At 61.5% G+C, this 23958-nt stretch carries 22 protein-coding genes and 1 other RNA gene; 7 read left to right on the forward strand and 16 right to left on the reverse strand.

What is annotated here, in order from left to right; all coding sequences use genetic code 11:
• Positions 1–44: 44 nt before the first annotated feature.
• Positions 45–1181 (reverse strand): tRNA guanosine(34) transglycosylase Tgt, encoded by a 1137-nt coding sequence (tgt, locus tag OKB87_RS07560; RefSeq protein WP_016350389.1) that lies wholly within the window; start codon positions 1179–1181, stop codon positions 45–47.
• A gap of 70 nt (positions 1182–1251) precedes the next feature.
• Positions 1252–2319 (reverse strand): tRNA preQ1(34) S-adenosylmethionine ribosyltransferase-isomerase QueA, encoded by a 1068-nt coding sequence (gene queA, locus OKB87_RS07565; protein WP_270827009.1) that lies wholly within the window; start codon positions 2317–2319, stop codon positions 1252–1254.
• Between the two features lie 212 nt (positions 2320–2531).
• On the opposite strand from queA, the gene OKB87_RS07570 reads away from it, so the two are divergent.
• The 3 genes from OKB87_RS07570 (at position 2532) to ahpF (ending at position 5872) form a co-directional block, all read left to right on the forward strand.
• Entirely contained in the window at positions 2532–2978 is a 447-nt protein-coding gene (locus OKB87_RS07570) for a CBS domain-containing protein (RefSeq protein ID WP_011705622.1), read from the forward strand.
• A 653-nt stretch (positions 2979–3631) separates the two neighbouring features.
• Entirely contained in the window at positions 3632–4198 is a 567-nt protein-coding gene (gene ahpC, locus OKB87_RS07575) for an alkyl hydroperoxide reductase subunit C (protein ID WP_011705621.1), read from the forward strand.
• Positions 4199–4291: 93 nt separating this feature from the next.
• A complete protein-coding gene (gene ahpF / locus OKB87_RS07580) occupies positions 4292–5872 on the forward strand; it encodes an alkyl hydroperoxide reductase subunit F (protein WP_270827010.1) in 1581 nt (526 codons plus the stop codon).
• 66 nt (positions 5873–5938) lie between these two features.
• On the opposite strand, the gene OKB87_RS07585 is transcribed toward ahpF, so the two are convergent.
• On the reverse strand, positions 5939–7231 hold the full coding sequence (locus OKB87_RS07585; RefSeq protein WP_270827011.1) for an MFS transporter: 1293 nt from the start codon (positions 7229–7231) through the stop codon (positions 5939–5941).
• Positions 7232–7397: 166 nt separating this feature from the next.
• Between OKB87_RS07585 and OKB87_RS07590 the strand changes: the two genes are divergently transcribed.
• Complete coding sequence (locus OKB87_RS07590) at positions 7398–7643, forward strand: hypothetical protein (RefSeq protein WP_029301252.1); 246 nt, start codon at positions 7398–7400, stop codon at positions 7641–7643.
• A 111-nt stretch (positions 7644–7754) separates the two neighbouring features.
• Here the strand turns inward: OKB87_RS07590 and OKB87_RS07595 are convergent, their stop codons facing one another.
• The 10 genes from OKB87_RS07595 to OKB87_RS07640 form a co-directional block, all read right to left on the reverse strand.
• A complete protein-coding gene (locus tag OKB87_RS07595) occupies positions 7755–8504 on the reverse strand; it encodes a class I SAM-dependent methyltransferase (RefSeq protein ID WP_270827012.1) in 750 nt (249 codons plus the stop codon).
• A gap of 139 nt (positions 8505–8643) precedes the next feature.
• The gene (gene arsC / locus OKB87_RS07600; protein ID WP_270827015.1) at positions 8644–9075 is read right to left on the reverse strand and encodes a glutaredoxin-dependent arsenate reductase; all 432 of its coding nucleotides are present in this window, start codon (positions 9073–9075) and stop codon (positions 8644–8646) included.
• Positions 9072–10148, reverse strand: a complete 1077-nt coding sequence (gene arsB, locus OKB87_RS07605; RefSeq protein ID WP_168755508.1) for an ACR3 family arsenite efflux transporter — start codon at positions 10146–10148, stop codon at positions 9072–9074. The genes arsC and arsB overlap by 4 nt, the downstream gene beginning before the upstream one ends.
• 45 nt (positions 10149–10193) lie before the next feature.
• On the reverse strand, positions 10194–10544 hold the full coding sequence (locus OKB87_RS07610) for an ArsR/SmtB family transcription factor (protein ID WP_041216337.1): 351 nt from the start codon (positions 10542–10544) through the stop codon (positions 10194–10196).
• Between the two features lie 158 nt (positions 10545–10702).
• Complete coding sequence (gene gcvP, locus OKB87_RS07615; protein ID WP_270827017.1) at positions 10703–13579, reverse strand: aminomethyl-transferring glycine dehydrogenase; 2877 nt, start codon at positions 13577–13579, stop codon at positions 10703–10705.
• A 252-nt stretch (positions 13580–13831) separates the two neighbouring features.
• Complete coding sequence (gene gcvH, locus OKB87_RS07620) at positions 13832–14221, reverse strand: glycine cleavage system protein GcvH (protein ID WP_010634317.1); 390 nt, start codon at positions 14219–14221, stop codon at positions 13832–13834.
• A 105-nt stretch (positions 14222–14326) separates the two neighbouring features.
• A complete protein-coding gene (gene gcvT / locus OKB87_RS07625; protein ID WP_039214983.1) occupies positions 14327–15424 on the reverse strand; it encodes a glycine cleavage system aminomethyltransferase GcvT in 1098 nt (365 codons plus the stop codon).
• Positions 15425–15902: 478 nt separating this feature from the next.
• A complete protein-coding gene (locus OKB87_RS07630; protein WP_270827019.1) occupies positions 15903–17138 on the reverse strand; it encodes an FAD-dependent 2-octaprenylphenol hydroxylase in 1236 nt (411 codons plus the stop codon).
• A gap of 89 nt (positions 17139–17227) precedes the next feature.
• Positions 17228–18445, reverse strand: coding sequence for a 2-octaprenyl-6-methoxyphenyl hydroxylase (gene ubiH / locus OKB87_RS07635; protein ID WP_270827022.1), 1218 nt, complete (start codon positions 18443–18445; stop codon positions 17228–17230).
• A gap of 183 nt (positions 18446–18628) precedes the next feature.
• Entirely contained in the window at positions 18629–19198 is a 570-nt protein-coding gene (locus OKB87_RS07640; RefSeq protein WP_270827024.1) for a UPF0149 family protein, read from the reverse strand.
• A gap of 173 nt (positions 19199–19371) precedes the next feature.
• On the opposite strand from OKB87_RS07640, the gene zapA reads away from it, so the two are divergent.
• Both zapA and ssrS read left to right on the forward strand, forming a co-directional pair.
• Positions 19372–19704, forward strand: a complete 333-nt coding sequence (gene zapA, locus OKB87_RS07645; protein WP_016350376.1) for a cell division protein ZapA — start codon at positions 19372–19374, stop codon at positions 19702–19704.
• A gap of 16 nt (positions 19705–19720) precedes the next feature.
• Positions 19721–19903: non-coding RNA, 6S RNA (ssrS, locus tag OKB87_RS07650), on the forward strand.
• A gap of 158 nt (positions 19904–20061) precedes the next feature.
• Here the strand turns inward: ssrS and emrD are convergent.
• The 3 genes from emrD to OKB87_RS07665 form a co-directional block, all read right to left on the reverse strand.
• Positions 20062–21261 (reverse strand): multidrug efflux MFS transporter EmrD, encoded by a 1200-nt coding sequence (gene emrD / locus OKB87_RS07655; protein WP_270827026.1) that lies wholly within the window; start codon positions 21259–21261, stop codon positions 20062–20064.
• 250 nt (positions 21262–21511) lie between these two features.
• Positions 21512–22174, reverse strand: coding sequence for a glutathione S-transferase family protein (locus tag OKB87_RS07660; RefSeq protein WP_029301260.1), 663 nt, complete (start codon positions 22172–22174; stop codon positions 21512–21514).
• Positions 22175–22366: 192 nt separating this feature from the next.
• Positions 22367–22822, reverse strand: a complete 456-nt coding sequence (locus tag OKB87_RS07665) for a hypothetical protein (protein ID WP_011705601.1) — start codon at positions 22820–22822, stop codon at positions 22367–22369.
• 201 nt (positions 22823–23023) lie between these two features.
• Between OKB87_RS07665 and suhB the strand changes: the two genes are divergently transcribed.
• Complete coding sequence (suhB, locus tag OKB87_RS07670; protein WP_016350372.1) at positions 23024–23827, forward strand: inositol-1-monophosphatase; 804 nt, start codon at positions 23024–23026, stop codon at positions 23825–23827.
• Positions 23828–23958 lie beyond the last annotated feature (131 nt).

The raw sequence follows: 23958 nt of genomic DNA on the forward strand, positions 1-23958 counted from the left end.
ACCTCTTATTGATGTAGATTTGAAAACTAGCTTATATATCGTTGTTATTTCACGTCATTTTCAGCTAACGGAGGCACGGGCTTCCCTTGCCGACGGTAAAACTCAGTTACAAAGTCGTCTAATTTACCCTGCTCGATCGCGTCCCGCAAACCCTGCATCACACGCTGGTAATAACGCAGGTTGTGGATGGTGTTCAGACGGGCACCGAGGATCTCGTTGCACTTGTCCAGATGGTACAAATAACTGCGGGTGTAGTTCTTGCAGGTGTAGCAATCGCAGTCGGCATCCAGGGTGCTGGTGTCCTCGCGATACTTGGCATTGCGGATCTTGACCACCCCGTCGGTGGTGAACAGGTGGCCGTTGCGGGCGTTGCGGGTCGGCATCACACAGTCGAACATGTCGATACCGCGGCGCACCCCTTCCACCAGATCTTCCGGCTTGCCCACGCCCATCAGGTAGCGCGGCTTGTCAGCCGGGATTTTCGGGCAGACGTGTTCTAGGATGCGATGCATGTCCTCTTTCGGCTCACCCACCGCCAGACCACCGACCGCGTAGCCGTCGAAGCCGATCTCCAAGAGGCCTTCCAGCGACACATCCCGCAGATCTTCGTACACGGAACCCTGGATGATGCCGAACAGGGCATTCTTGTTGCCGAGCGCATCGAACTTGTCGCGCGAACGCTTGCCCCAGCGCAGGGACATCTCCATCGACTTGCGCGCCTCTTCGTAAGTGGCCGGGTACGGCGTACACTCATCGAAGATCATCACGATGTCGGAGCCCAGATCGTACTGGATCTCCATGGATTTCTCGGGGTCGAGGAAGATCTTCTCGCCATTGATGGGGTGACGGAAGTGCACGCCCGCTTCGGTGATCTTGCGGATGTGCCCCAGGCTGAACACCTGGAAACCGCCGGAGTCGGTCAGGATCGGGCCCTGCCAGTTCATGAAGTCATGCAGATCGCCGTGGGCGCGCATCACTTCCTGCCCCGGCCGCAGCCAGAGGTGGAAGGTGTTGCCGAGCAGGATCTGAGCGCCAGTCTCACGCACCTCTTCCGGGGTCATCCCCTTGACGGTGCCGTAGGTGCCGACCGGCATAAAGGCCGGGGTCTGCACGGTGCCACGCTCGAATACCAGCTGGCCGCGACGGGCACGGCCGTCAGTGGTTTTCAGTTCAAATTTCATTGCTACCTCGTTGCGTCAGAGAAACAGTCTGACAGTAGGGGGCCCGAGGGCCCGGTATAAAGGACGTGGCTTATGCCTGCGCCCGGCGACGGGTGACGAACATGGCGTCCCCGTAGCTGAAGAAACGGTACTGCTCGGCCACGGCCGCCTGATAGGCCGCCATCACGTTGTCATAACCGGCAAAGGCACTGACCAGCATGATCAGGGTCGACTCCGGCAGATGGAAGTTGGTGACCATGGCATCGACAATCTGGAACTGGTAGCCAGGGAAGATGAAGATATCGGTGTCACTAAAGAAGGGCGCCAGCGGTTTGCCCTGCGCCAGTGTGACCTTGGCCGCGCTCTCCAGCGAACGCACCGAGGTGGTCCCCACCGCAATCACCCGACCACCACGAGCACGGGTGGCCGCGATGGCATCCACCACCTCTTGCGGCACTTCCGCATACTCGGAGTGCATGTGGTGATCTTCAATCTTGTCCACCCGCACCGGCTGGAAGGTGCCCGCCCCGACGTGCAGGGTGACGAACGCCGTTTCCACCCCCTTGGCACGGATCTTCTCGAGCAGCGGCTCGTCGAAATGCAGGCCAGCAGTCGGCGCCGCCACGGCACCCGGCTTCTGGTTGTAGACGGTCTGGTAGCGCTCCTTGTCGGCATCCTCGTCGGGACGGTCGATGTAAGGGGGCAGCGGCATGTGGCCGATGGCTTCCAGGATCTCCAGCACGGGGCGGGGGTCGAGGAAGTGGATCTCGAACAGGGCATCGTGACGGGCACGCATCTCGGCTTCAACTTTCTCGCCGTCGGCCCCGCCATCCAGAATGAGCCGGGTACCGGGCTTGGGCGATTTGGAAGAGCGCACATGAGCCAGCACGCTGTGTTCGTCCAGCATCCGCTCCACCAGCACCTCCAGCTTGCCGCCGCTGGCCTTCTGGCCAAACATGCGCGCCGGAATGACACGGGTGTTGTTGAACACCAGCAGATCGCCGGGGTTGAGCTGGTCCAGCACATCCACAAATTGACCGTGGCGCAGTGCGCCAGTTTGACCATCGAGCTGCAACAGACGACTGGCGGTACGTTCCGTCATGGGATAGCGGGCAATCAGCTCGTCTGGCAGATCAAAATGAAAATCGGATACTTGCATCTTTCACCTCGGGGGGAATCGGCGGCTAGTCTAGTTATCCCCTTCTTCCAAGGCAACCCAAAAGACCAAAAACCCAAGGGAGACAAGGGATAGCGAGCAATTATGTGAAGCAGGGCCAGTTAAAAAACCTTTAAGGTTTTGTATTGACCCTGATCATGTTTTGCCGAGGGGGGCTGGGCTAGGGTGAAAGCAGATACACAAGGAGGCCCACCATGATGACCCTATCCGAGATCATGACTGAACACCCCTTCACCCTGGGTCCGGAAAACAGCGTCAAACAGGCGATGGATCTGATGCAGCAGGAGCGGATCCGCCACATCCCCATCGTTGACGAGCAGCATCATCTGCTGGGCCTGGTCACCCTCTCCGACATCCTGGCCACCCGCGAGTCCAAACTGCTGCTGATCAATCCGGAGCGGGAGGCGGAGTTCACCGACAGCGTGCAGCTCGACGAGATCATGACCCGCCAGGTGGCGAGCGTGGATCCCCACGCCGGCATCAAGGAGGCGGCGCTCTACCTGCAACGACACAGATACGGCTGCCTTCCGGTACTCAAAGGACGCAAGTTGATCGGCATCGTCACCGAGTCGGACTTCATTGCCGTCGCCATCAACCTGCTGGAACTGATGGAGGAGCAGGAGCCGCCTGGCGACTTTTGATCTCAATTTCATGTAATAAAATTACAATAAAAGCGTTTTCAGCGTACTTGATCGGCAATAAAGCTGAAACCCTTTCATTTTGATTGAAAAATTACACCACAACCTTGCTTTGTGATCTGCATCACACTATCATGACCGTCATGCAATAGTTGCCGAGCGGAAGACGAGGGATTGTGCACCCGTCCTCTTCCTCTCATATGTCTGCAAGTTTGCACACCCCGTAGTTAGTCTTTGCTGTAAAGCTTTTGTTTATATAGCCATTCCTTGTTTGATGACCCGGCCTTGTCCTTGCGACGACGCCGGGATTTTTTTATCTGCGCGTTTCCCCTCCCCCTCGTCCCCGTGCGTGCCGGCGCCTGTGCGTCGCAAGGCAGCCCTCTCTGCGGTTGGCAGACTGCCACCCGCCCCCTTGAAAAGCCGAAGCCGCGCACAGATGTTGAATCTCGACAAGGAGTTATCCCGGCATGCCGGCGATATTCATGTTAGGTACAGCAGCTATGGTTTATCTAATAAGTAGATTTAAGTGATTCAAAATTGCGGCTTTGATCGATTAGGAAAAGTCCCTATGATGAATCCATCGAAAGTTAAACGCCTCGTCCGGCACGACTCTTCAAACCCAGACGGGCATATGTACATCACCAAGGAGCAAATACATGTCTACCTACATCAACACTGAAATCAAGCCGTTCAACGCCACCGCCTACCACAATGGCAAATTCGTTCAGGTGTCTGACGCTGACCTGAAAGGCAAGTGGTCCGTGGTGTTCTTCTACCCGGCTGACTTCACCTTCGTCTGCCCGACCGAGCTGGGTGACCTGGCCGACAACTACGCCGAATTCCAGAAGCTGGGCGTCGAGATCTACTCCGTCTCCACCGACACCCACTTCACCCACAAGGCCTGGCACGACACTTCTGACACCATCCAGAAGATCCAGTACCCGATGATCGGCGACCCGACCGGCACCATCACCCGCAACTTCGGCGTGATGATCGAAGAAGCCGGTCTGGCTGACCGCGGCACCTTCGTCATCGACCCGCAAGGCATCATCCAGATCGTTGAAATCAACGCCGGCGGTATCGGCCGTGACGCACTGGAACTGCTGCGCAAGGTCAAGGCTGCCCAGTACGTTGCCGCTCACCCGGGTGAAGTGTGCCCGGCCAAGTGGAAAGAAGGCGACGCCACCCTGGCCCCGTCCCTGGATCTGGTAGGCAAAATCTAAGCCTCCCCGCTCTGAAGACCGGCCCACTCAAGGGCCGGTCTGCTTTCTGGCCTGACAAAACGCCGACCCGCAATCAAAAGAAGGAATTCGAAGATGTTGGATACCAACCTCAAACAACAGCTGAACACCTATCTGCAGTACATCGTCAATCCCATCGAGATCAGCGTGTCCGGCAACGACAGCGACAAATCCGCCGAACTGCTGGCATTGGCCACAGAGATCAGCGAGATGTCCCCCAAGATTGCCATGACTGATGGCACTGCCGTCCGCAAGCCTTCCATGAGCGTCGCACCGAAGGGCCAGGCCCCGCGCGTTCATTTTGCCGGCATCCCCATGGGTCATGAATTTACCTCCCTGGTGCTTGCCCTGCTGCAAAGCGGCGGTCACCCCTCCAAGGCCGATGCGGCCGTGCAGGAGCAGATCCGCAACCTCAAGGGCGAGTTCCACTTCGAGACTTACATTTCGCTCTCCTGCCACAACTGCCCGGACGTGGTGCAGGCGCTGAACCTGATGGCGACCCTGAACCCCGGCATCACCCACACCATGATCGACGGAGCCCTGTTCCAGGACGAGGTCAACGAGCGTCAGATCATGGCGGTACCGAACGTCTACCTGAACGGTCAGCCGTTCAGCCAGGGCCGCATTTCGCTCGAAGAGATCGTCGCCAAGCTCGACACCGGCGCCGCCGAACGCAAAGCTGAAGAGCTGAGCGCAAAAGCGCCTTACGACGTACTGGTCGTCGGTGGTGGCCCGGCTGGCGCCGCCGCCGCCATCTATGCTGCTCGCAAAGGCATTCGCACCGCCATCGTCGCCGAGCGTTTCGGTGGCCAGGTGATGGACACCGTCGGTATCGAGAACTTCATCTCCGTGCCCTACACCGAAGGCCCCAAGCTGGCCGCGAGCCTGGAGCAGCACGTCAAGCAGTACGGCGTGGAAGTGATCACCGAGCAGCGCGCCGCCGCCATCAGCAAGGATGGCTACGTCAACGTGGATCTCGCCTCTGGCGCCACCTTGAAGAGCCGCGCCGTGATCCTGGCGACCGGTGCCCGCTGGCGCGACCTGAACGTGCCGGGCGAGCTCGAGTACCGCACCAAGGGCGTGGCCTACTGCCCGCACTGTGATGGCCCCTTCTTCAAGGGCAAGCGGGTCGCGGTGATCGGGGGCGGCAACTCCGGCATCGAGGCAGCCATCGACTTGGCCGGTATCGTCGAACACGTCACCGTGGTGGAGTTCGCCGACACCCTGCGTGCCGATGAGGTGTTGCAGAAGAAGGCCCGCTCCATGGGCAACATCGACATCATCATGAGCGCTCGCACCACCGAAGTGATCGGTGATGGCAACAAGGTGGTGGGCATGGATTACGAAGATCGCACCACCGGCGAGATCAAGCATCTGGCGGTGGCCGGCATCTTCGTGCAGATCGGTCTGGTGCCGAACACCGAGTTCCTGAAAGGGAGCGACGTGGCCCTGACCCGCTTTGGCGAGATCGAGATCGACACCAAGGGCGCCACCTCCCTGCCCGGCGTCTACGCCGCAGGGGACGCCACCACGGTGCCGTTCAAGCAGATCATCATCTCCATGGGCGCCGGGGCGACCGCCGCACTGGGAGCGTTTGACTACCTCATTCGCAATCCGGCGCCGGAAGCGACCAAAGCTGACGCCGTCACCGCCTGATAGCGACCAGATGGACAAAAAGCCGACTCAGTGAGTCGGCTTTTTTTGTTGCTACGTACCCGCGACTCAACCTGCTTTTGACTGCTGACCCTCATCCGATCCGGGGGTGGCATAGCTGGCGGGTACCGCCTCCCCCGCCAGATCCGTTCTCGGCTCCAGTTCCGCCGTCATGGGGGTATTGGGCGGCACCGGGATGAACACCTGATGATCGGCCAGCGGAATGGGGGCCCGCTGCCGCTTGCGCCAGCCAAGATATCCTGTCAGCAGCAGGCCACAGAGGGCGAAGTAGCCGAACAGCCCCTCTGACCCGAACTGCGCCATGACAAAAGGCGCCAGCAGCGGCCCGGTCATGGCCCCCAGGCTGTAGGCGAGCAGCAACCCCTGATTGGCGCCCAGCACCTGATCTGGGCGCAGCTCGTCGCAGGCGTGGCTCAGGCTCAAGGGGTAGATGGAGAACGCCATGCCGCCCAGCAGGAACACCAGGCCCCCCATCAGCGGCTCGCGCCAGCCGGCGGGCAGCAGCACCATCAACAGGGCCAGCAGCGCCAGCACGGCGCCAAGCAGCAGGATCACCAGCCGCCTGTCGTAGCGATCGGAGAGACGACCGATGGGGTACTGCAGGCACATGCCCCCCAGGATCACCAGCGCCATCATGTCCGCCACCTTGGAGAGCGACGAACCGCTGTCGGTAAAATAGAGCGGCAGCAGGCCGTAGATGGCCCCGAGGATCAGGCCGGAGGTAAAGCTGCTGCCCATCCCCGCCGGGGTGAGCCGCACCAGCTCCAGCACACCGACCGGCTGGGGTGCCACCATGGCCGGGGTCGCCACCCGGGAAACCGCCAGCGGGATCACCGACAGGGTCGCCGCCATGGCGCACAGGGCAAACGGGGTCAGCACCATGGGATCCACCCACTTGAGCAGCAACTGCCCCATGGCCAGGGAGCCGTAGAGCAGGATCATGTAGAGGGACATCAGCCGGCCCCGGTTGGCCGGCGTGCTGGAGACCAGCATCCAGGACTCCAGCACCACGAACAGGCCGCCGGTGGCAAAGCCCCCCACCAGCCGCAGCGCCGCCCAGCTCAGCGGCTCCACCACCATGCCGTGCAGCAGAAACAGAAAGCAGAGCAGGGAGGCATAAGCCGCATAGGCCCGGATGTGGCCCACCCGGATGATGAGGCGGGCATTGACGAAGGCCCCCAGCACCAGACCGCCGAAGTAGGCGGCCGATACCAGGCCGATGGCCTGGGCCGATACCTGCTCGGCAGACAGGCGCACCGTCAGCAGGGTGTTGAACATGCCGTGGCCCAGAATGAAGATCACCAGACTGGTCAGGGGTGAGAGGAACCTTGCGAGTATCATGGGGTCTCCCTGATTGGCTCAATCGTGAGCAAAACAACCATGGTACCGTCAGCTTCCCGCCCACTTCAACCCGAGCGCCCCGCCAGAGCGCGGACCGCGGGCTATGCTTGCTGGGTATCCCATGATGGAGCGTCCCATCATGGTCATCACAGTGGAGACAGCCGACATGAAACCAGCCCTGCTTTTGGCAAGCCTGCTCTTTACCGGCAGCGCCCTCGCCTTTCACTGCCCCGCCGACATGAAGAAGATCGATGATGCCCTCGCCGCCAAACCCGCCCTCAGCGCCGACAAACTGGCCGAGGTGAAGAAGCTGCGAGCCGAGGGGGAAGTCCTGCACAAGGCAGGCAAGCATCAGGAGTCCGTCGATACTCTGGCCAAGGCGATGGCCATGCTGGGGTTGAACAAGAGTTAGCGCAGGCACCACAGCCCATCGTTGCGAACAGGATCAGCCATGCCCTTGCGGGCCCTCGCCACCGGTGGCAAGGGCCCGCTGTTTATCTGGGCTCCTTGCTACCCCCGACTGCTACACCCGGCCGCTGTAGAGCAGGGTGTCGTAGTTGAAGGCAATCACGCCATCGACCGCATGGCGGGCAAATTCCCGGGCAATCAGCGCCGTCAGCGCGACATGGGCTTGCGAACCGGCCACCGGAGCATAGGAAGAGGAGTTGAGCCGCCCCAGCACTCCGTCAAGATCGAACAGCTGGCGGTTGGCGAAACGATCGAGCCGGTACTCCCCCTCGAAGAAGGTCTGAAAGTCCCCTTCGCCCAGATTGCGATGATTGACCTCCTCGTAATCCCCCGAATAGGTACGCAGCCCCGCCTCATAAGCCTTGAGAAATAGGGTGTCGGTCAGCCGGTCGTTCCAGATGAGGGCAACCCGGCCACCGGGTCTGAGCAGCCGCCGGCACTCCTGCTTGAAGGCGGCGCGATCAAACCAATGAAACGCTTGCGCCACCGTCACCAGATCCACCGACCCGTCCGCCAGACCGGTGGCTTCGGCACTGCCATCCTGCCACTCGATATTGGTCACTGCCTGCAGCTGGTGCCGGGCCGCCCCGCGCATCTCCGCATTTGGCTCGACCGCCCAGACTTGCGCCACCCGGGGGGCCAGCAGCGCGGTCAGGATGCCGGTGCCGGCCCCGATATCGGCCACCCGGGCAGCCGGCCCCATGGCCAACGCGCTGGCCAGAAAATCGAGCATGGCGGCAGGATAACTTGGCCGATATTTCACATAGGCCTCGACCCGGGTCGAGAATCGCTGGGTACTGTCCATTGCCACTCCTTGTGCTGGATCTGTGCGGGATCAGGGCCGAGTCAATCGCCCCGCCCCTCATCCTGCCCCGAACGCAACCGGCAAGGCAACCACCCCGTCATGGCGATCCAACATCATCGCCACGCACCTGAGCGCCGGGTCAGCCGATGGGCCGGCCTTGTGCATCCACCACCTGCTCTCCATCTTCCTTGCTGAAGGCTCCTTGCTGAGGGGACGGCAGAATATCCAGCACCACTTCTGACGGGCGGCACAGCTTGGTGCCAAGCGGTGTCACCACGATGGGACGGTTGATCAGAATAGGATGCGCCAGCATGGCATCGACCAGTTCATCGTCGCTGAACTTGTTCTCGGCCAGTCCCAACGCCTCATAGGGGGGCACGTTCTGGCGCAGCAGGTCGCGAACCGGCATCCCCATGGCGGCAATCAAGGCCAGCAGGGTATCGCGACTGGGCGGTGTCTCCAGATAGTGGATGACGGTCGGCTCAACGCCTGAGTTGCGGATAAGCGCCAGCGTATTGCGGGAGGTGCCGCAGGCCGGGTTGTGGTAGATGGTGATGTGGGCGTCATTCATGATGGGTTCTCTGGGTTGGTATAAGAGCGCTTCATGCGCAGGGCGACATTGACCAGGGCGATCAGAACGGGAACTTCCACCAGCGGGCCGATCACCCCGGCAAAGGCCTGATCCGAGCTCAGCCCGAACACCGCGATGGCGACGGCGATGGCCAGCTCGAAGTTGTTGCCGGTGGCGGTAAAGGCGATGGAGGCGTTCTTGTCATAGGGGATGCCCAGTTTCTTGCCAACCAGGAAGCTGGTGAAGAACATCAGCACGAAGTAGACCACCAGGGGTACAGCGACCCGCAGCACATCCATGGGCAGTTCGACGATCATCTCCCCCTTGAGGCTGAACATCAGCACGATAGTGAGCAGCAGCGCGATAAGCGTGATGGGGGAAATTGCCGGAATAAAACGCTCGGTGTACCACTTCTCCCCTTTCGCCTTGACCAGATAGTGACGGCTCAGGAAGCCTGCCAGAAAGGGAATGCCCAGATAGATCAGCACACTTTGCGCGATATCCAGCATGGTGATATCCACTGCGAAGCCCTGCAAACCAAACAGCGGTGGCAGCACGGTAATGAACAACCAGGCCATCAGGCTGTAGGTGAGGATCTGGAACGCGCTGTTGAGCGCCACCAGGCCGGCGCCGTACTCCTTGCTGCCGCCGCCGAGATCGTTCCACACCAGCACCATGGCAATGCAGCGCGCCAGACCGATCAAGATGAGCCCCACCATATAGCCCGGCTGATCGTGCAAAAACACCAGCGCGATGACGAACATCAAGATGGGGCCCACCAGCCAGTTCATCACCAGCGAGAGGGTGATGGCGCGGCGATCCCGGGTCATGGCCCCCATGGTGGCGTAGTTCACCTTGGCCAGCGGCGGGTACATCATCAGGATAAGGCCAATGGCCAAAGGTATATTGGTAGTCCCGACCGACATCGCCTCGTTCCACTGGGCAACTTGAGGGAACAGATAGCCAATCCCAACCCCGATGCCCATGGCGACGAAGATCCAGAGGGTCAGATTGCGGTCTAGAAAACGCATTTTTTTGCTGACGGGCAGATCGCAGCAGGCATTGGTACTCATGAAAAGACTCCCAGAAGGGTAACGAATGGCGGGCAGACAGTGCCCTTACTCTTTATCACAACAGGCAGGCGCACAGAGGGACTCGACACCTCCCACCCCGCAGGCCTCTGGATGACCGGCGCAGCACTCCTCGGTGAGGTAACCGATAAGATCCAGCATCAGGGGGATATTGGCGCGATAGCGCAAGAAACGCCCCTCCTGCTCCACCGAGAGCAGGCCCGCGTGCAACATGGCCTTGAGGTGAAACGAGAGGGTATTCGGGGCTATGTCGAGCTCGCTGGCAAGCTGGCCGGCCACCATGCCTTCCAGACCCGACTTGACCAGCAGGCGCCACACATCGAGACGAATGCCGGATGCGAGGGACTCAAACACCTTGGTAGCGATCGCTTTGTTCATGCAAACCTCCGTCTATCTCTGCATAATTTCAACTATACAAGAAACATTGAAATAACAAAACCTCCACGCTATTTCAGCGCCATCGTCCCCGCCAATAAAAAGGGCCTTGCACATGCAAGGCCCTTGGTCTCTCTGTTCGAGTCGAAGCGACTCTGCCCTTACTTGGCGTAATCCTCGGTCGGCATGCAGGAGCAGAACAAGTTGCGATCGCCGTAGACGTCGTCGATGCGGTTGACCGACGGCCACAGCTTGGCGGCACGCACGGCGTCCGACGGGAACACCGCCTCGGCGCGGCTGTAGCCACGGGACCACTCAACGTCCATCACGTCATCCTGGGTGTGCGGCGCATGGACCAGCGGGTTGTCGGTGAGACTCCACTGCCCGTCCTGCACCTTGGCAATCTCGGCGCGAATGGCAGTCATGGCCTCCACGAAGCGGTCCAGCTCGCGCTTGGATTCCGACTCGGTCGGCTCGACCATCAGGGTGCCCGCTACCGGGAAACTCATGGTCGGCGCGTGGAAGCCGTAGTCCATCAGACGCTTGGCCACGTCCATCTCGCTGATGCCAGAGGCTTCTTTGAGCGGGCGGATATCCAGGATGCACTCGTGAGCCACCCGACCGTTGCGGCCGGAATAGAGCACGGGGAAGGATTCACCCAGCTTCTTGGCCAGGTAGTTGGCGTTGAGGATGGCCACCTGGGTGGATTTCTTCAGCCCCTCGTCCCCCAGCATGGCGATGTACATCCAGCTGATGGGCAGGATGCTGGCCGAGCCGAACGGTGCCGCCGACACGGCGCCGTTGTTGCGGCTCTCTTTGTCGGTCTTGACCACGGCGTGACCGGCCACGAACGGCGCCAGGTGTTTCTTCACGCCGATGGGACCCATGCCCGGGCCGCCACCGCCGTGAGGAATGGCGAAGGTCTTGTGCAGGTTGAGGTGGGACACGTCCGCCCCGATAAAGCCCGGCGCAGTGAGGCCCACCTGGGCGTTCATGTTGGCGCCGTCCAGATAGACCTGACCACCGTGCTGATGAACGATGTCGCACACCTCCTTGATGGTCTCCTCGTACACCCCGTGGGTGGAGGGGTAGGTCACCATCAGACAGGAGAGCTGATCCCCAGCCTCGGCGGCCTTGGCGCGCAAGTCGTCCAGATCCACGTTGCCCGATTTGTCACAGGCGGTGACGATGACCCGCAGGCCAGCCATCTGGGCGGAAGCCGGGTTGGTACCGTGAGCGGATGCAGGAATGAGGCAGATGTCGCGATGCCCCTCGCCGCGAGACTCGTGGTACTTCTTGATGGCGAGCAGGCCGGCGTATTCGCCCTGGGCACCGGAGTTGGGCTGCATGCAGACCGCATCGTAACCGGTCACCTTCACCAGCCAGTTTTCAAGGTCGGCCAGCAGCAGCTGATAGCCCTTGGCCTGAGCCAGCGGGGCGAACGGGTGCAGCTTGCCAAACTCGGGCCAGGTCACCGGGATCATCTCGGCGGTGGCGTTGAGCTTCATGGTGCAGGAGCCCAAGGAGATCATGGCGTAGTTGAGGGCCAGATCTTTGGCTTCGAGACGGTGGATGTAGCGCAGCATCTCGGTCTCGGAGTGGTACTTGTTGAACACCTCGTGGGTCAGCACGGCATCGGTACGCAGCAGATCCTGCGGGATGGCGTGATGGGCCTGCGCCGCCTGGTCGAGGGCCTCGATGTCCAGGCCGTGGCCTGTGCCCAGGAACAGTTCGAACAGCTCGGCCACATCGCCACGGGTGGTGGTTTCGGAGAGCGACACGCCCACCGCGCCGTCCAGATCCGCACGCAGGTTGATGCCCAGCCCCTCAGCCTTGGCGATCAGTGCGGCCTTGTCGGCAGTCTGCACAGTCAGGGTATCGAACCAGCTGGCATGCTTGAGGGCCACGCCCTTGGCCTTGAGACCGAGCGCCAGAATGGTGGTCAGACGGTGCACGCGGGAGGCGATGGTTTTCAGTCCCACCGGGCCGTGGTAGACGGCGTAGAAGCTCGCCATGTTGGCCAGCAGCACCTGAGCGGTACAGATGTTGGAGTTGGCCTTCTCGCGGCGGATGTGCTGCTCGCGGGTCTGCATCGCCATGCGCAGCGCGGCCTTGCCGCGGGCATCCTTGGAAACGCCGATGATGCGGCCCGGCATGGAGCGCTTGTAGGCATCGCGAGTGGCGAAAAAGGCGGCGTGCGGGCCACCGTAGCCCATGGGCACGCCAAAGCGCTGGGCCGAGCCCAGCACCACGTCGGCGCCCAGCTCGCCCGGGGATTTGAGCAACAGCAGGGAGAGCAGGTCGGCGCTGACGCAGGCCAACCCTTTCTGGGCCTGCACGGCGGCGATGAGGGCCCGCAGATCTTTCACCTCCCCTGTGGTGGTGGGGTACTGGAACAGGGCACCAAACACCTCTTCGGCGCAGGCCTGTGCGGCCGGGCCGACGACCACGTCAAAACCGAAGTGGACCGCCCGCTCCTTGACCACGTCGATCACCTGCGGGTGCACGTCGTCGGCCACGAAGAAGAGATTGGCTTTGGACTTGGCCATCCGCTTGGCCAGCGCCATCGCCTCGGCGGCGGCGGTCGCCTCATCCAGCAGGGAGGCACTGGCCAGATCCATGCCGGTCAAGTCCAGGGTCAGCTGCTGGAAGTTGAGCAGGGCTTCGAGACGGCCCTGCGCCAGCTCGGGCTGGTACGGGGTGTAGGCGGTATACCAGCCCGGATTTTCCAGCACGTTGCGCAGGATGACGTGGGGCACATGGGTATCGTGATAGCCCATGCCGATGTAGCTTTTGGCTACCTTGTTCTGGGCGGCATAGCCCTTGAGCTTGGCCAGCGCTTCCACCTCGGTCATGGAGGCGCCGATGCCGAGCGGACCCGGCCGGCGAATGGCGGCGGGGACGGTCTGCTCAATCAGATCATCCAGGCTCTCGGCGCCCACCACGGCCAGCAGGGCGCGCAGATCTTCCTCACCCGGCCCGATGTGACGGCGGATGAAATCGGTTTTTTGCTCGAGTTCAAACAGTGACTGGGTCATTTCCCTATTCCTGATAAAAAGTCCTGATAACTAAGTGCCTGACAGCCGGCCTCGACCGGCTTCACTCATGTTCGGCTGGCAGGGTGGCCCCTGCCGGCAGCGGATGTCGCTCATAGCGACAGGGGGTCGTCTTGCGGCTGACCGGTTGGCCACGGGCAAACCGGTGCGGACGACTTCACCCTTGCCGGTCGGCCTCCTGGCCGACGGGCACCTATACAAGCGGGCCCTGCGCATTGGCAGGGCCCGGGGGCATTACTCTTCGTCCACCACGTTCTGGTAGCCTTCGGCATCCAGCAGGTTGGCGAGTTCGCCCGCGTCGTCCAGCTTGATGCGGAACAGCCAGCCGGCACCGTAGGGGTCGGAGTTGACCAGCTCGGGGCTGCCTTCCAGCTCTTCGTTGACGGCCAGGATCTCGCCGCTCACCGGGCTGTAGATGTCGGAGGCGGCCTTGACCGACTCGGCCACGGCGCAGTCATCACCGGCACCGACCTGTTTGCCCACTTCCGGCAGATCGACGAACACCATGTCACCCAGCAGCTCCTGGGCGTGCTCGGTGATACCGACCACGGCCTCGCCGTTGGCTTCGACACGGATCCACTCGTGGGAGGTGGCATATTTCAGTTCGCTCGGGATATGGCTCATTTGTGCTTCCTTTATTCACTTGGATCACTTGTCCCGGCGCGTTCGACAGGCGTTGCCGGGGCAAGGGGGTCTGGCGAAGGGCAGCCCCTTCGCCGCAATAGGTCGTTATACCAGCTTCTGGCCGTTGCGCACGAAAGCCGGCTTGGTCACTTTGACGGTGACCAGCTTCTTGCGGATCTCCACCGAGGCCTGTTCGCCGATATCACGGGGCACCCGTGCCAGGGCAATACTGTACCCCAGGGTGGGCGAGAAAGAGCCGGAGGTGATCACACCTTCCCGCTCTTCTCCGGCGGCGGTGGTGAAGGTGACCGGCATGCCGCTGCGCAGCACGCCCTTCTCTTCCATCACCAGCCCCACCAGCTTGGGCTGGCTACCGACGGCTTTCTGGGCTTCCAGCGCGGCGCGGCCGATGAACTGGCGATCGCTCGGTTCCCAGGCGATGGTCCAGGCCATGTTGGCGGCAAGGGGAGAGACGGATTCGTCCATGTCCTGGCCGTAGAGGTTCATGCCGGCCTCGAGGCGCAGGGTGTCACGAGCACCCAGGCCGCAGGGGGCCACGCCGTTGTCCAGCAGCGCCTGCCACAGATCGCACGCCTGCTCTTGCGGCACCACGATCTCGTAGCCGTCTTCACCGGTGTAGCCAGTGGTGGCGATGAAGAGCTCGCCAGCCTGCACACCGAAGAAGGGCTTCATGCCTTCCACTGCGGCATTTTGCTCGGCGCTGAACACCTTGGCCGCCTTGGCCTTGGCGTTGGGGCCCTGCACCGCGATCATGGCGAGCTCGGGGCGCTCGGTCACGGTCACCCCGAAGTCCTGGGCGTGGTGGCGGATCCAGGCCAGATCCTTCTCGCGGGTGGCGGAGTTGACCACCAACCGGTAGAAGGTCTCGCCAAGGTAATAGGTGATGAGGTCATCGATGACACCGCCTTCCGGGGTCAGCATGCCGCTGTAGAGGGCCTTGCCGAAGACGGTGAGCTTGGCCACGTCGTTGGCCAGCAGGTGTTGCAGGAAGGCTTTGACCCGCTCGCCGGTCAAATCGACGATGGTCATGTGGGAGACGTCAAACATGCCGGCATCGGTGCGCACCTGATGGTGCTCTTCCAGCTGTGAGCCGTAGTTGATGGGCATTTCCCAACCGTGGAAGTCCACCATCTTGGCGCCGGCTTCCAGGTGCTTGGGATGCAGTACTGTAGTCTGGATCATCGCTGTGTTTCCTTAAGCGTTCGCGACAACACTCACGCATCGCTCGCCCGGCAGCCACCATCCGGCTATCTACCTGGGTGGCAGCAAGCGACGTGCCTGAGTCTGTGCTCGTTCCGGCCCCGCAGGGCAAGAGTGATTCCTTGAACGCAGCGGATTATAAGCCAAGCGGACGCGCATGCCGCTCAAAAAAAACTAATCCACCGCCAGTAAACAGACCCCAGACACTAAGGTAAAAACAGCGATAAAAACAGACCAAACCCGGTAATGGCGATATTAAATTTCGATTTTTACCGTTTCGTCACAATTTGAAGAAAAACGTTTCGCTGACCGCCCAGATTAAAGGCTGATGCCCAAACCGGGTCATCAGCCTCATCACATTAGTTTTGTTGTGAAAACAGCCGGGTATTATTAGATTTTTTCACCCTTGGCCAGGGCAGGCAGCTCGCCTTCCAGCCCCATGGCGGCCCGGATCACCCTCTTACTTCGGCCGGGTTGGCAAATTGTTCCCCTTGGCCAAGGCCGGCAACTCACCCTCTAACCCCATGGCGGCCCGGATCACGCTTTGCTTGAGCGGCGTCAGCAGATCGAAGGCGCACAGCCCGGCCCCACGCACCAGCTTCTTGAGCGGATTGGCACCGGCGAACAGCCGCTTGAGCCCCTCCATCGCCGCCAGCATGCTGGCGGCCTCGCTCTTGCGCCAGCGCTCATAGCCGCGCAGGTTGGCGAGCCGGCCGATGTCCTTGCCCGCCGCCTGATTGCGCAGGGTCTGCTCGGCCAGCGCGGCGGCATCCAGCAGCCCCAGGTTGACCCCCTGCCCCGCCAGCGGGTGGATGGTGTGGGCGGCATCCCCCACCAGCACCAGCCGCTCGCGGGCAAAGTCGCGGGCATAGCGGGCGGTGAGCGGGATGGCGCTGCGCGCCCCTTCCACCTTGCACAGCCCCAGCCGGCCGTCAAACGCGGTGGTGAGCTGGCGGTTGAAATGCTCTTCATCGCACTGACAGAGCGCCTCGGCCCGGGCCGCTGGCACCGACCAGACGATGGAGCAGAGATCTGGTTGCCACAGGGGCAGGAAGGCGAGCGGCCCCTCGGGGGTGAAGATCTGACGCGCTACCGCCTCGTGGGGCTCGGCACAACGCACCGTCGCCACCAGCGCGTGGTGGCCGTAATCCCAACTGGTGAGCGGGATGTCGGCCTGCCGGCGCACCCAGGAGTGGGCGCCATCGGCCGCCACCACCAGCTTGGCCGACAGCGCCCGGCCATCTTCCAGCAGCAGCAGGGAGCCCGCCTCGCCGCTTTGCAGGCTGCTCGCCCGGGCCGGGCTCAGCAGCTGGATGTTGTCGCCATCGAGGATCGCCTCCAGCAGCGCCAGCTGGATGACCCGGTTCTCGACGATGTGGCCGAGCTCAGGCTGGCGCAGGCTGGCGGCATCAAAGGCGATCCGGCCAAAGCTGTCCTGCTCCCACACCTCCATCTGCCCATAGGGCTGCAGGCGACGGACCTCGATCCCGCGCCAAGCGCCCACCTGCTGCAGGATGCGCTGACTGGCCAGACTCAAAGCGCTGACCCGGTTGTCCGGCGCCTCGTCAAGCGCGGACTCCGGCAGCTGGCCCTCGACCACGGCGACCTTGAGCGCACTTCCCTTGAGCGCGGCGGCGAGCCCCAGGCCCACCATGCCGCCCCCCACAATCACCACATCCACGTTTTGCATCTGCATCGTTCTATATCCTTTCAGGGCTGATCGCCGGGATCAGCGAGGGCACGCCCGAAGGCGCACCCGTTCAATACCCATGACGTCACCTCGCCTCAGGGGCGGCACACATCGGCGACAAAGCCTAGGGTGCGGGAGGCCAGCGGCGCCTTGAGGCAGCTCAGCCGCCCCATCAGGGAAAGCGCCAGGTTGCGGCCCGCCACCAGCGGGTCATGATCATTGGAGAAGAGCTGGGCCAGCGAGGAGGTGAGCCAGACCGTCTGGGCCTGATCCCCCTTGCGCTGCTGCCAGTAGCCGCTGAGCACCTCAAAGCTGCCGATATCCTCCCCCGCCGCCAGCGCCCGGCCCACCGCCCGGGTGAGCAGGTCCAGATCGCGCATGCCAAGGTTGAAGCCCTGACCGGCGATGGGATGCAGCAGATGGGCGGCGTTGCCCACCAGCACGGTGCGCTGGGCCAGCGGGTAGTCGGCCACCGTCAGCACCAGCGGATAGACGTGGCGCTGGCCGGTTTGCAGGAAGCGGCCGAGACGCCAGCCGAAGGCCTGTTGCAGGCGGACCAGAAACGCAGCGTCATCGAGCGCCATCAAGGCCGGCGCCTCATCCCGCGCCACGCTCCAGACCAGGGAAGAGAGCCCGTCCTGCATCGGCAGCAGGGCCAGCGGCCCCCCTTGGGTGAAACGCTCGAAAGCCCGTCCGGCCGGGTCTTCGGCGGTCTTGACGGTGGCGATGATGGCGCTCTGGCCGTAGTCGTGACGACTTACCGCCAGCTTGCACTGCTGGCGCACGAAGGAGTTGCCGCCATCGGCCGCCACCAGCAGGCGGGTCTGATAACGCTCGCCACCGGCCAGGGTCAGGTTTACCCCTTCCGCCAATGGCTTCACGCGCTCGAGCTGGGCCGGACACAGCATGTGGATCTGCGGGCAGGCGGCAATCGCCTGCTGCAGCGCAATGCCCGCCGCCGACAACTCGATCACCTGGCCGAGGGCTGTCAGGCCATACTCCGCCGCCGTCAAGCCGGCCTGGCCGAAGTGGCCCCGATCCGACACATGAATCTGGCTGATGGGGCTGCAATGGGGAGCAAAACGGGACCAGAGCCCGTGCCGGGCCAGCGCCTCGCAGGTGCCGGCGGAGAGCGCGATGGCGCGAGCATCAAAGCCGGGATGCGCATTGAGCTCGGGGGCGCTCGCCTCCAGCAGCAGGATCTGCAGGGGCTTGGGCCCTGGCAGGGCCGCGAGGGAGAGCGCCAGCACGGCGCCGCTCATTCCACCACCGACGATGGCCACATCGACGTGGTTCAGATCAGATTGAGACATGAGATGAGGGGAAAGACTGAAAACGTGGGGTCATGCTAACACAAAGCGTGGGGTCGGGATGCGAAGCCACGGGCAAAAAAGCGCAGTCCCTGTCGTCACTTGCCTCATCACGGCGGGTCGGCGCTGGCGAAGTCCAGATGTAAAAAGAGCGCCACCAGGCGCTCTTTATCAAGTTCGGCCGACTCAGTGCAGGGTCGGCGGCGTGCTCGGGGCATCCGGCCGCTTGCCGAACTCCTCAAAGCTCATCATCACCCCGAGACGCACATGCTCGTAGAGCACCAGGAAGGAGGCTTCGTTCTCTTCATCCTCCTGATCGAACTCGGCGGAGACCTGGGTGATGCTGGCGATATCCTGGATCATCTCCTGCAGCTCTTCGGAAGCCTTGGAGAGCTCCTGCTGCACCACGCCGAAACCGGCCAGGAAGGCCTGGGACCAATCCACCAGCGAGTCGATACGCTCGTCAAGCGGCGCTTCGTCGCTTGGCAGCAGCAGCTCGACCCCTTTCTGGGCCATCAGGCTCTCGATCACCTGGTGATAGAGATCGGTCACCACCTGGCGCACCGGGGCCGGCAGACCGAAACCGTCGTTGACCAGATCATTGAAATGGGGCAGCCAGCTCTTGTCGTCCAGTGCCACACCACCGCACACCAGACCGCAGATCACGCCATGGGCCTCTACAGCCGTCGCCATCAGCTCATGCTGCTCCATCAGGTCGGCCACGGCCGCGTATTTCAGGGGGTTCGTTTTGCTCATCGAAGATCCGCTCAAAGTTCAGGCAAATATGCAGAATTAATGGTCAGGATCCTAGCATTCTCCCCCTTCCAGAGCCAGCAAGGCCTTGAAACTTCTGCATCTGCGCTATATAGTCCCGCCCAGTTGTCCACGTGGATAAAGGCGGAAATCAGCTCCGCCGTATTGAGGAAGGCATGAGCACAGAGGCCGTAGAAATCGTCATTTTGGGACGTCCCTACAAGGTATCCTGTCCCCTGGGACAGCAGGATGCCCTGCGCCAGGCCGCCGACCAGCTGACTGATAAACTCATCGAGCTGCGTCAACGCTCCAAGGTCTCCAGCAACGAACAGCTGGCGGTGATGGCAGCGCTCAATTTTTGCCATGAGCTCTGCCTTGAAAAAGAGAAAAATCACCAATACTCTGAGACCATGGACAAGCGGATCAAGATGCTGCAACGCACCATCGAAGCGGCCTTGATCGAGCACGGACAATATGGCGAATCCAGCGACGAAGGCCTGCAGCCCTAATCGTCCACCGTTTTAAAATTCCCTGGGGTGTTTGTCAGCCGGTTCAAGTCCCCGAGCCGATATTCATACCAAACAGGGGATCTGCCTTCTGGCTATTGCGCATGCTCGGCACGACCGAGAAGCCTGCGGTCAGATCCGATCCCCGCCTTGAACCGACGGTTCAAGGGCCCAAACCGGCAACGGCATCTCCGGGGTACCAACAGCAAAAAGCCCGTCACAAGCGTGACGGGCTTTTTCTTTATCTCCTGCGCCCCGCTCTCCCCTGCCGCCGCCCCCCTTCGACACTGCCCGCAGCGCCAGCCACAGCGGCCCATAAAAAACCCGCCGGCTTGGGCGGGTCTTTTCTATGCGCTCGGCTCAGACAGCCATCTGTTGATGGGGTGAACCGTGGTGGCGCAGCCAGAGAAAGCTCAGCGCCACGATCAGCACCATCAGTGTCATGATGGCCCCCAGGGTCACCTGCCCTTCCATCGGGAAGCAGGCTGCCAGCAGCGTCACGATACCGGCCCCCAGGTTCTGCATGCCGCCGAGGATGGCACCCGCGGTGCCCGCCTGACCCGGGAAGGGTTCGATGGCGCAGGAGGTAGCGGTCGGATAGAGAATGCCGCTGCCGATGAAGTAGACGGCGGCACCACCAACCAGGGAGGCCGCACTCACGACCCCGAACAGACCCGGCAGCAGGATGATCAACGACCCCAGCGCCAGGAAGACGATACCTAGGCGCATCAGCTTGCCCTGACTCAGGCGAAAACTGAGCTTGGCGGAGAGCCAGGCACCGAACAGATAACCGGGCAGCGGCAGCACGAACAGCACGCTGACGGTACGGGCACTCAACTTGAGCACATCGCCGAGCAGCACGCCGGCCGCAGCCTCGAACACCGCCAGACCGGCAAAGGTCGCCATCAGACAGAGCAGGTTGCCCTGAAAGCGCGGATTGCCGAGCACGTGGCGATAGGCGGCACCGACTCGCAGCGGCTGTTGGCGCGCGGTCGCCGGCAGCGTTTCAGCAAACCAGGCCAGCAGCGCCAGAGTCGTCAAGGCACCGAAGCCGAACAGGAACCAGTACCCGGCACGCCAGTTGAACAGCTCGGTCAACCAGCCGCCCAGCACCGGCGCCAGCAGCGGGGAGAAGATCACCCCCATGCTCACCAGGCTGTTGGCCCGGTTGAGCTCGGCGCCGCTGTAGCGATCGCGCATCACGGTCCGGCTCATGGCGCCACCCGCCCCGGTGCCCAGCCCCTGGATGAAGCTGCCCACCAGCAGCGCCATGAAGCTTGGGATCAACTGAATGGTCAGGGTGCCCACCAGAAACACCATCATGCCGATAAGCAGGATGGGGCGACGGCCGATACGATCCGACAGCGGGCCGTAAACAAACTGGGAGAGCCCGTACGGGATCAGGTAACAGGCCATCACCGCCTGCAACTGGCCGGAGGCCACGTTGAAGTCCCCCGCCATCATGGGAATGGAGGGCACATACAGGGTCTGGGTCATCTGGCCCACAGCGACCATCAGAATGGTCAGAAAAAACAGCGGATAAAAACTGTGCCGATACATATCTCAGTCCCGAAAATCATCAAAAAGCTGCCGCACCCCTGGCAGAAACCTGCAGAGGGGATCCAAAAACACAGAGTCAATCAAAGGTGAAAATACAAGGCGGAGAACCCGCACCGGCCGGGAGCAGGACACTCCCTAGGCTTGCGGTGATCTTAGTGATTCAGATCACGAAAAACGAACGAATCTTTATAATCAGCTTTCCCTAGTTTTTCTAATGTGACGGGGTTTTTAGCCCCGTCAGCAATAAAAATCAACGTGTTACCATCTGCTGGGCCTGTTTGACCAGATCCTCCGGCTTCTCGTTGCGCGGCGGTATGGTGATCCCCTTTTGGCAGGCGGGCTTTTCTGCCATCCGGTCCATCCAGGCTTGCAGGTGGGGCAACCCCTCGATGGAGATGCCGCTCCAGTCATAAATGCGCACCCAGGGCCAGGTGGCGATGTCGGCGATGCTGTACTCGTCGGCCAGATATTCGTGATGGGCCAGGTGGCTGTCGAGCACCTCGAACAGACGGCGCCCCTCCTTCTGGTAGCGCTCGATGGCGGCCGGGATCTTCTCCGGGAAGTAGCGATAGAAGACGTTGGCCTGCCCCATCATGGGACCGACCCCGCCCATCTGGAACATCAGCCACTGGATAGCCTGGGAGCGACGCTTGGGATCTGCCGGCAGCAGCTTGCCCGCCTTCTCCGCCAGATAGAGGAGGATGGCACCAGACTCAAACACGGCGAAGTCACCATTATCCCGATCGACGATGGCCGGAATACGGCCGTTGGGGTTGATGGCCAGAAACTCGGGCTTCTTCTGATCCAGCGCCGACAGATCGAGCGGGATCACCCGATAGGGCAAGCCCAACTCTTCCAGGGCAATCGCCACCTTGAAGCCGTTGGGCGTAGCGGCGGTATAAAAGTCGATCATCATGAACTCCTTGTGATTCACACATTGGTGCAAAGACGGCCACAGCCTCGCTCATGCGAGACGACAACGGGACACAGAGCGGATGCAGCACCGGCATTTGCTCCGACGCCAGCATGGCAAAGCGGCACAATACTGGTCAGTTATGACAAATATTGTGCCGCTTGAACAGCCCGGACGCAGGGAAGAACGCGACTAGTTACACAGCCCCATGGGTTGGCGCTGGCGCAGCAGGATCAGGCGGGACAAGAGCGGGAAGTAGGACTCCAGTTTGCTCAGCAGCACCCGGCTGCAGGCGGGATCGGCGAGTTCCGACTCTTCCAGCACTATACCGTTTGAGACGAAGTAGAAGCGCGGGTCACGCACGTCCGGCCCCTGAATGGTAAGGGTGGCATCGCCTTTGCGCATCAGCAGCGGCAACACCGGCAAGCCGAATGTATCGCTGTTGCGCTGCCAGGCAAATTCCGGCCAGGCCGCGTCGCCATCGAGCAGCAAGATCGCCGCCTCTTCCTTGCCTGGCTGCCATTGGCAAGGCTGGGCAATGCTCACTTCGTTGAAGTAGTCGCCATATCCGGTCGATGCGCGCAAGGCAGCCAGCAGCCCCTGAGTAGTGATTGCCGACGGTTTTTGACTGACTAATGACAAATTCATGATCCACGTCCCTATGCTCAATGCAGCCTGTTATTCGGCTGCTGCCCATAAGACTAGACCAAAAGGAGCCTATATTGGAGCCGTCAGATCTGGCAGTCGCCAAGGCTGGGGGGATGGCGTATAACGGTTGCCATTCTCGCGAAGACTGGTATGATACCGCGTCCTTTTATTCCCCGTTCTTTAACATCCAGTGGTGAACCTATGCATCCGATGCTGAATATCGCCGTGCGCGCTGCGCGCAACGCCGGTCAAGTAGTAGTAAAAGCCTTTTCTCAACCCGAGAATATCGAGGTTATCCAGAAAGGCAGCAATGACTTCGTGACCAACGTTGACCGTGAAGCCGAAGCGGCCATCATTCACACCATCAAAAAATCTTACCCGGAACACAGCATCGTGGCTGAAGAGTCTGGTGAGATTACCGGTACCAATCCGGACTACCAATGGATCATTGACCCACTGGATGGCACGACCAACCTGGTCAAAGGCATTCCGCACTTTGCCGTCTCCATCGCCCTGCGCGTGAAGGGCAAGACTGAACAAGCCGTTGTTTACGATCCGATCCGTGACGAGCTGTTTACTGCTACCCGTGGTAGTGGTGCCCAGCTGAACGGTTATCGCATCCGTGTCGGCAAGGCCAAAGAGCTGGCCGGCACCATCCTGGCCACCGGTTTCCCGTTCAAGCAGAAGCACCATATCGAGCCGTACCTGAAGATGTTCCAGAGCATGTTCATCGAGTGTGCCGACATCCGTCGTGCCGGCTCTGCCGCGCTGGATCTGGCCTACGTGGCTGCCGGTCGCGTCGACGGTTTCTGGGAAATCGGCTTGAAGCCCTGGGATACCGCAGCCGGTGAGCTGCTGGCCAAAGAGGCCGGCGCCATCGTCACCGACTTCGTGGGTGGTCACAACTACGAAAACTCCGGCAACATCGTGGTTGCCAACCCGCGCGTTCTGAAAGAGATGCTCGGCAAGATCCGTGAGAACCTGCCGGAGTCCCTGGCCAAATAAGCCAGCCTCGCGCAGCACACGTATCACAAACCCGGCCCAGGCCGGGTTTTTTTATGGCCGTCAGTAAGGGAAGCGTGCCAATCTGCGTCATATCCCCACACGTCATTGCCCTACCTATCTCATCGGTAGGA

Source organism: Aeromonas sp. Y318-1 (assembly GCF_027706125.1).
Classification (GTDB): Bacteria; Pseudomonadota; Gammaproteobacteria; order Enterobacterales; family Aeromonadaceae; genus Aeromonas; species Aeromonas hydrophila.

Bases quoted from the DNA above. Each gene is read 5' to 3' on its own strand.
- OKB87_RS07590 (WP_029301252.1), top strand. From the start codon at position 7,398: ATGAAACCAGCCCTGCTTTTGGCAAGCCTGCTCTTTACCGGCAGCGCC.
- arsC (WP_270827015.1), bottom strand. From the start codon at position 9,075: ATGAATGACGCCCACATCACCATCTACCACAACCCGGCCTGCGGCACC.
- suhB (WP_016350372.1), top strand. From the start codon at position 23,024: ATGCATCCGATGCTGAATATCGCCGTGCGCGCTGCGCGCAACGCCGGT.
- gcvH (WP_010634317.1), bottom strand. From the start codon at position 14,221: ATGAGCCATATCCCGAGCGAACTGAAATATGCCACCTCCCACGAGTGG.
- zapA (WP_016350376.1), top strand. From the start codon at position 19,372: ATGAGCACAGAGGCCGTAGAAATCGTCATTTTGGGACGTCCCTACAAG.
- OKB87_RS07630 (WP_270827019.1), bottom strand. From the start codon at position 17,138: ATGCAGATGCAAAACGTGGATGTGGTGATTGTGGGGGGCGGCATGGTG.
- OKB87_RS07660 (WP_029301260.1), bottom strand. From the start codon at position 22,174: ATGATCGACTTTTATACCGCCGCTACGCCCAACGGCTTCAAGGTGGCG.
- OKB87_RS07610 (WP_041216337.1), bottom strand. From the start codon at position 10,544: ATGAACAAAGCGATCGCTACCAAGGTGTTTGAGTCCCTCGCATCCGGC.
- OKB87_RS07665 (WP_011705601.1), bottom strand. From the start codon at position 22,822: ATGAATTTGTCATTAGTCAGTCAAAAACCGTCGGCAATCACTACTCAG.
- queA (WP_270827009.1), bottom strand. From the start codon at position 2,319: ATGCAAGTATCCGATTTTCATTTTGATCTGCCAGACGAGCTGATTGCC.
- ahpC (WP_011705621.1), top strand. From the start codon at position 3,632: ATGTCTACCTACATCAACACTGAAATCAAGCCGTTCAACGCCACCGCC.
- gcvP (WP_270827017.1), bottom strand. From the start codon at position 13,579: ATGACCCAGTCACTGTTTGAACTCGAGCAAAAAACCGATTTCATCCGC.
- OKB87_RS07570 (WP_011705622.1), top strand. From the start codon at position 2,532: ATGATGACCCTATCCGAGATCATGACTGAACACCCCTTCACCCTGGGT.
- arsB (WP_168755508.1), bottom strand. From the start codon at position 10,148: ATGAGTACCAATGCCTGCTGCGATCTGCCCGTCAGCAAAAAAATGCGT.
- ahpF (WP_270827010.1), top strand. From the start codon at position 4,292: ATGTTGGATACCAACCTCAAACAACAGCTGAACACCTATCTGCAGTAC.
- gcvT (WP_039214983.1), bottom strand. From the start codon at position 15,424: ATGATCCAGACTACAGTACTGCATCCCAAGCACCTGGAAGCCGGCGCC.
- tgt (WP_016350389.1), bottom strand. From the start codon at position 1,181: ATGAAATTTGAACTGAAAACCACTGACGGCCGTGCCCGTCGCGGCCAG.
- OKB87_RS07585 (WP_270827011.1), bottom strand. From the start codon at position 7,231: ATGATACTCGCAAGGTTCCTCTCACCCCTGACCAGTCTGGTGATCTTC.
- OKB87_RS07640 (WP_270827024.1), bottom strand. From the start codon at position 19,198: ATGAGCAAAACGAACCCCCTGAAATACGCGGCCGTGGCCGACCTGATG.
- ubiH (WP_270827022.1), bottom strand. From the start codon at position 18,445: ATGTCTCAATCTGATCTGAACCACGTCGATGTGGCCATCGTCGGTGGT.
- OKB87_RS07595 (WP_270827012.1), bottom strand. From the start codon at position 8,504: ATGGACAGTACCCAGCGATTCTCGACCCGGGTCGAGGCCTATGTGAAA.
- emrD (WP_270827026.1), bottom strand. From the start codon at position 21,261: ATGTATCGGCACAGTTTTTATCCGCTGTTTTTTCTGACCATTCTGATG.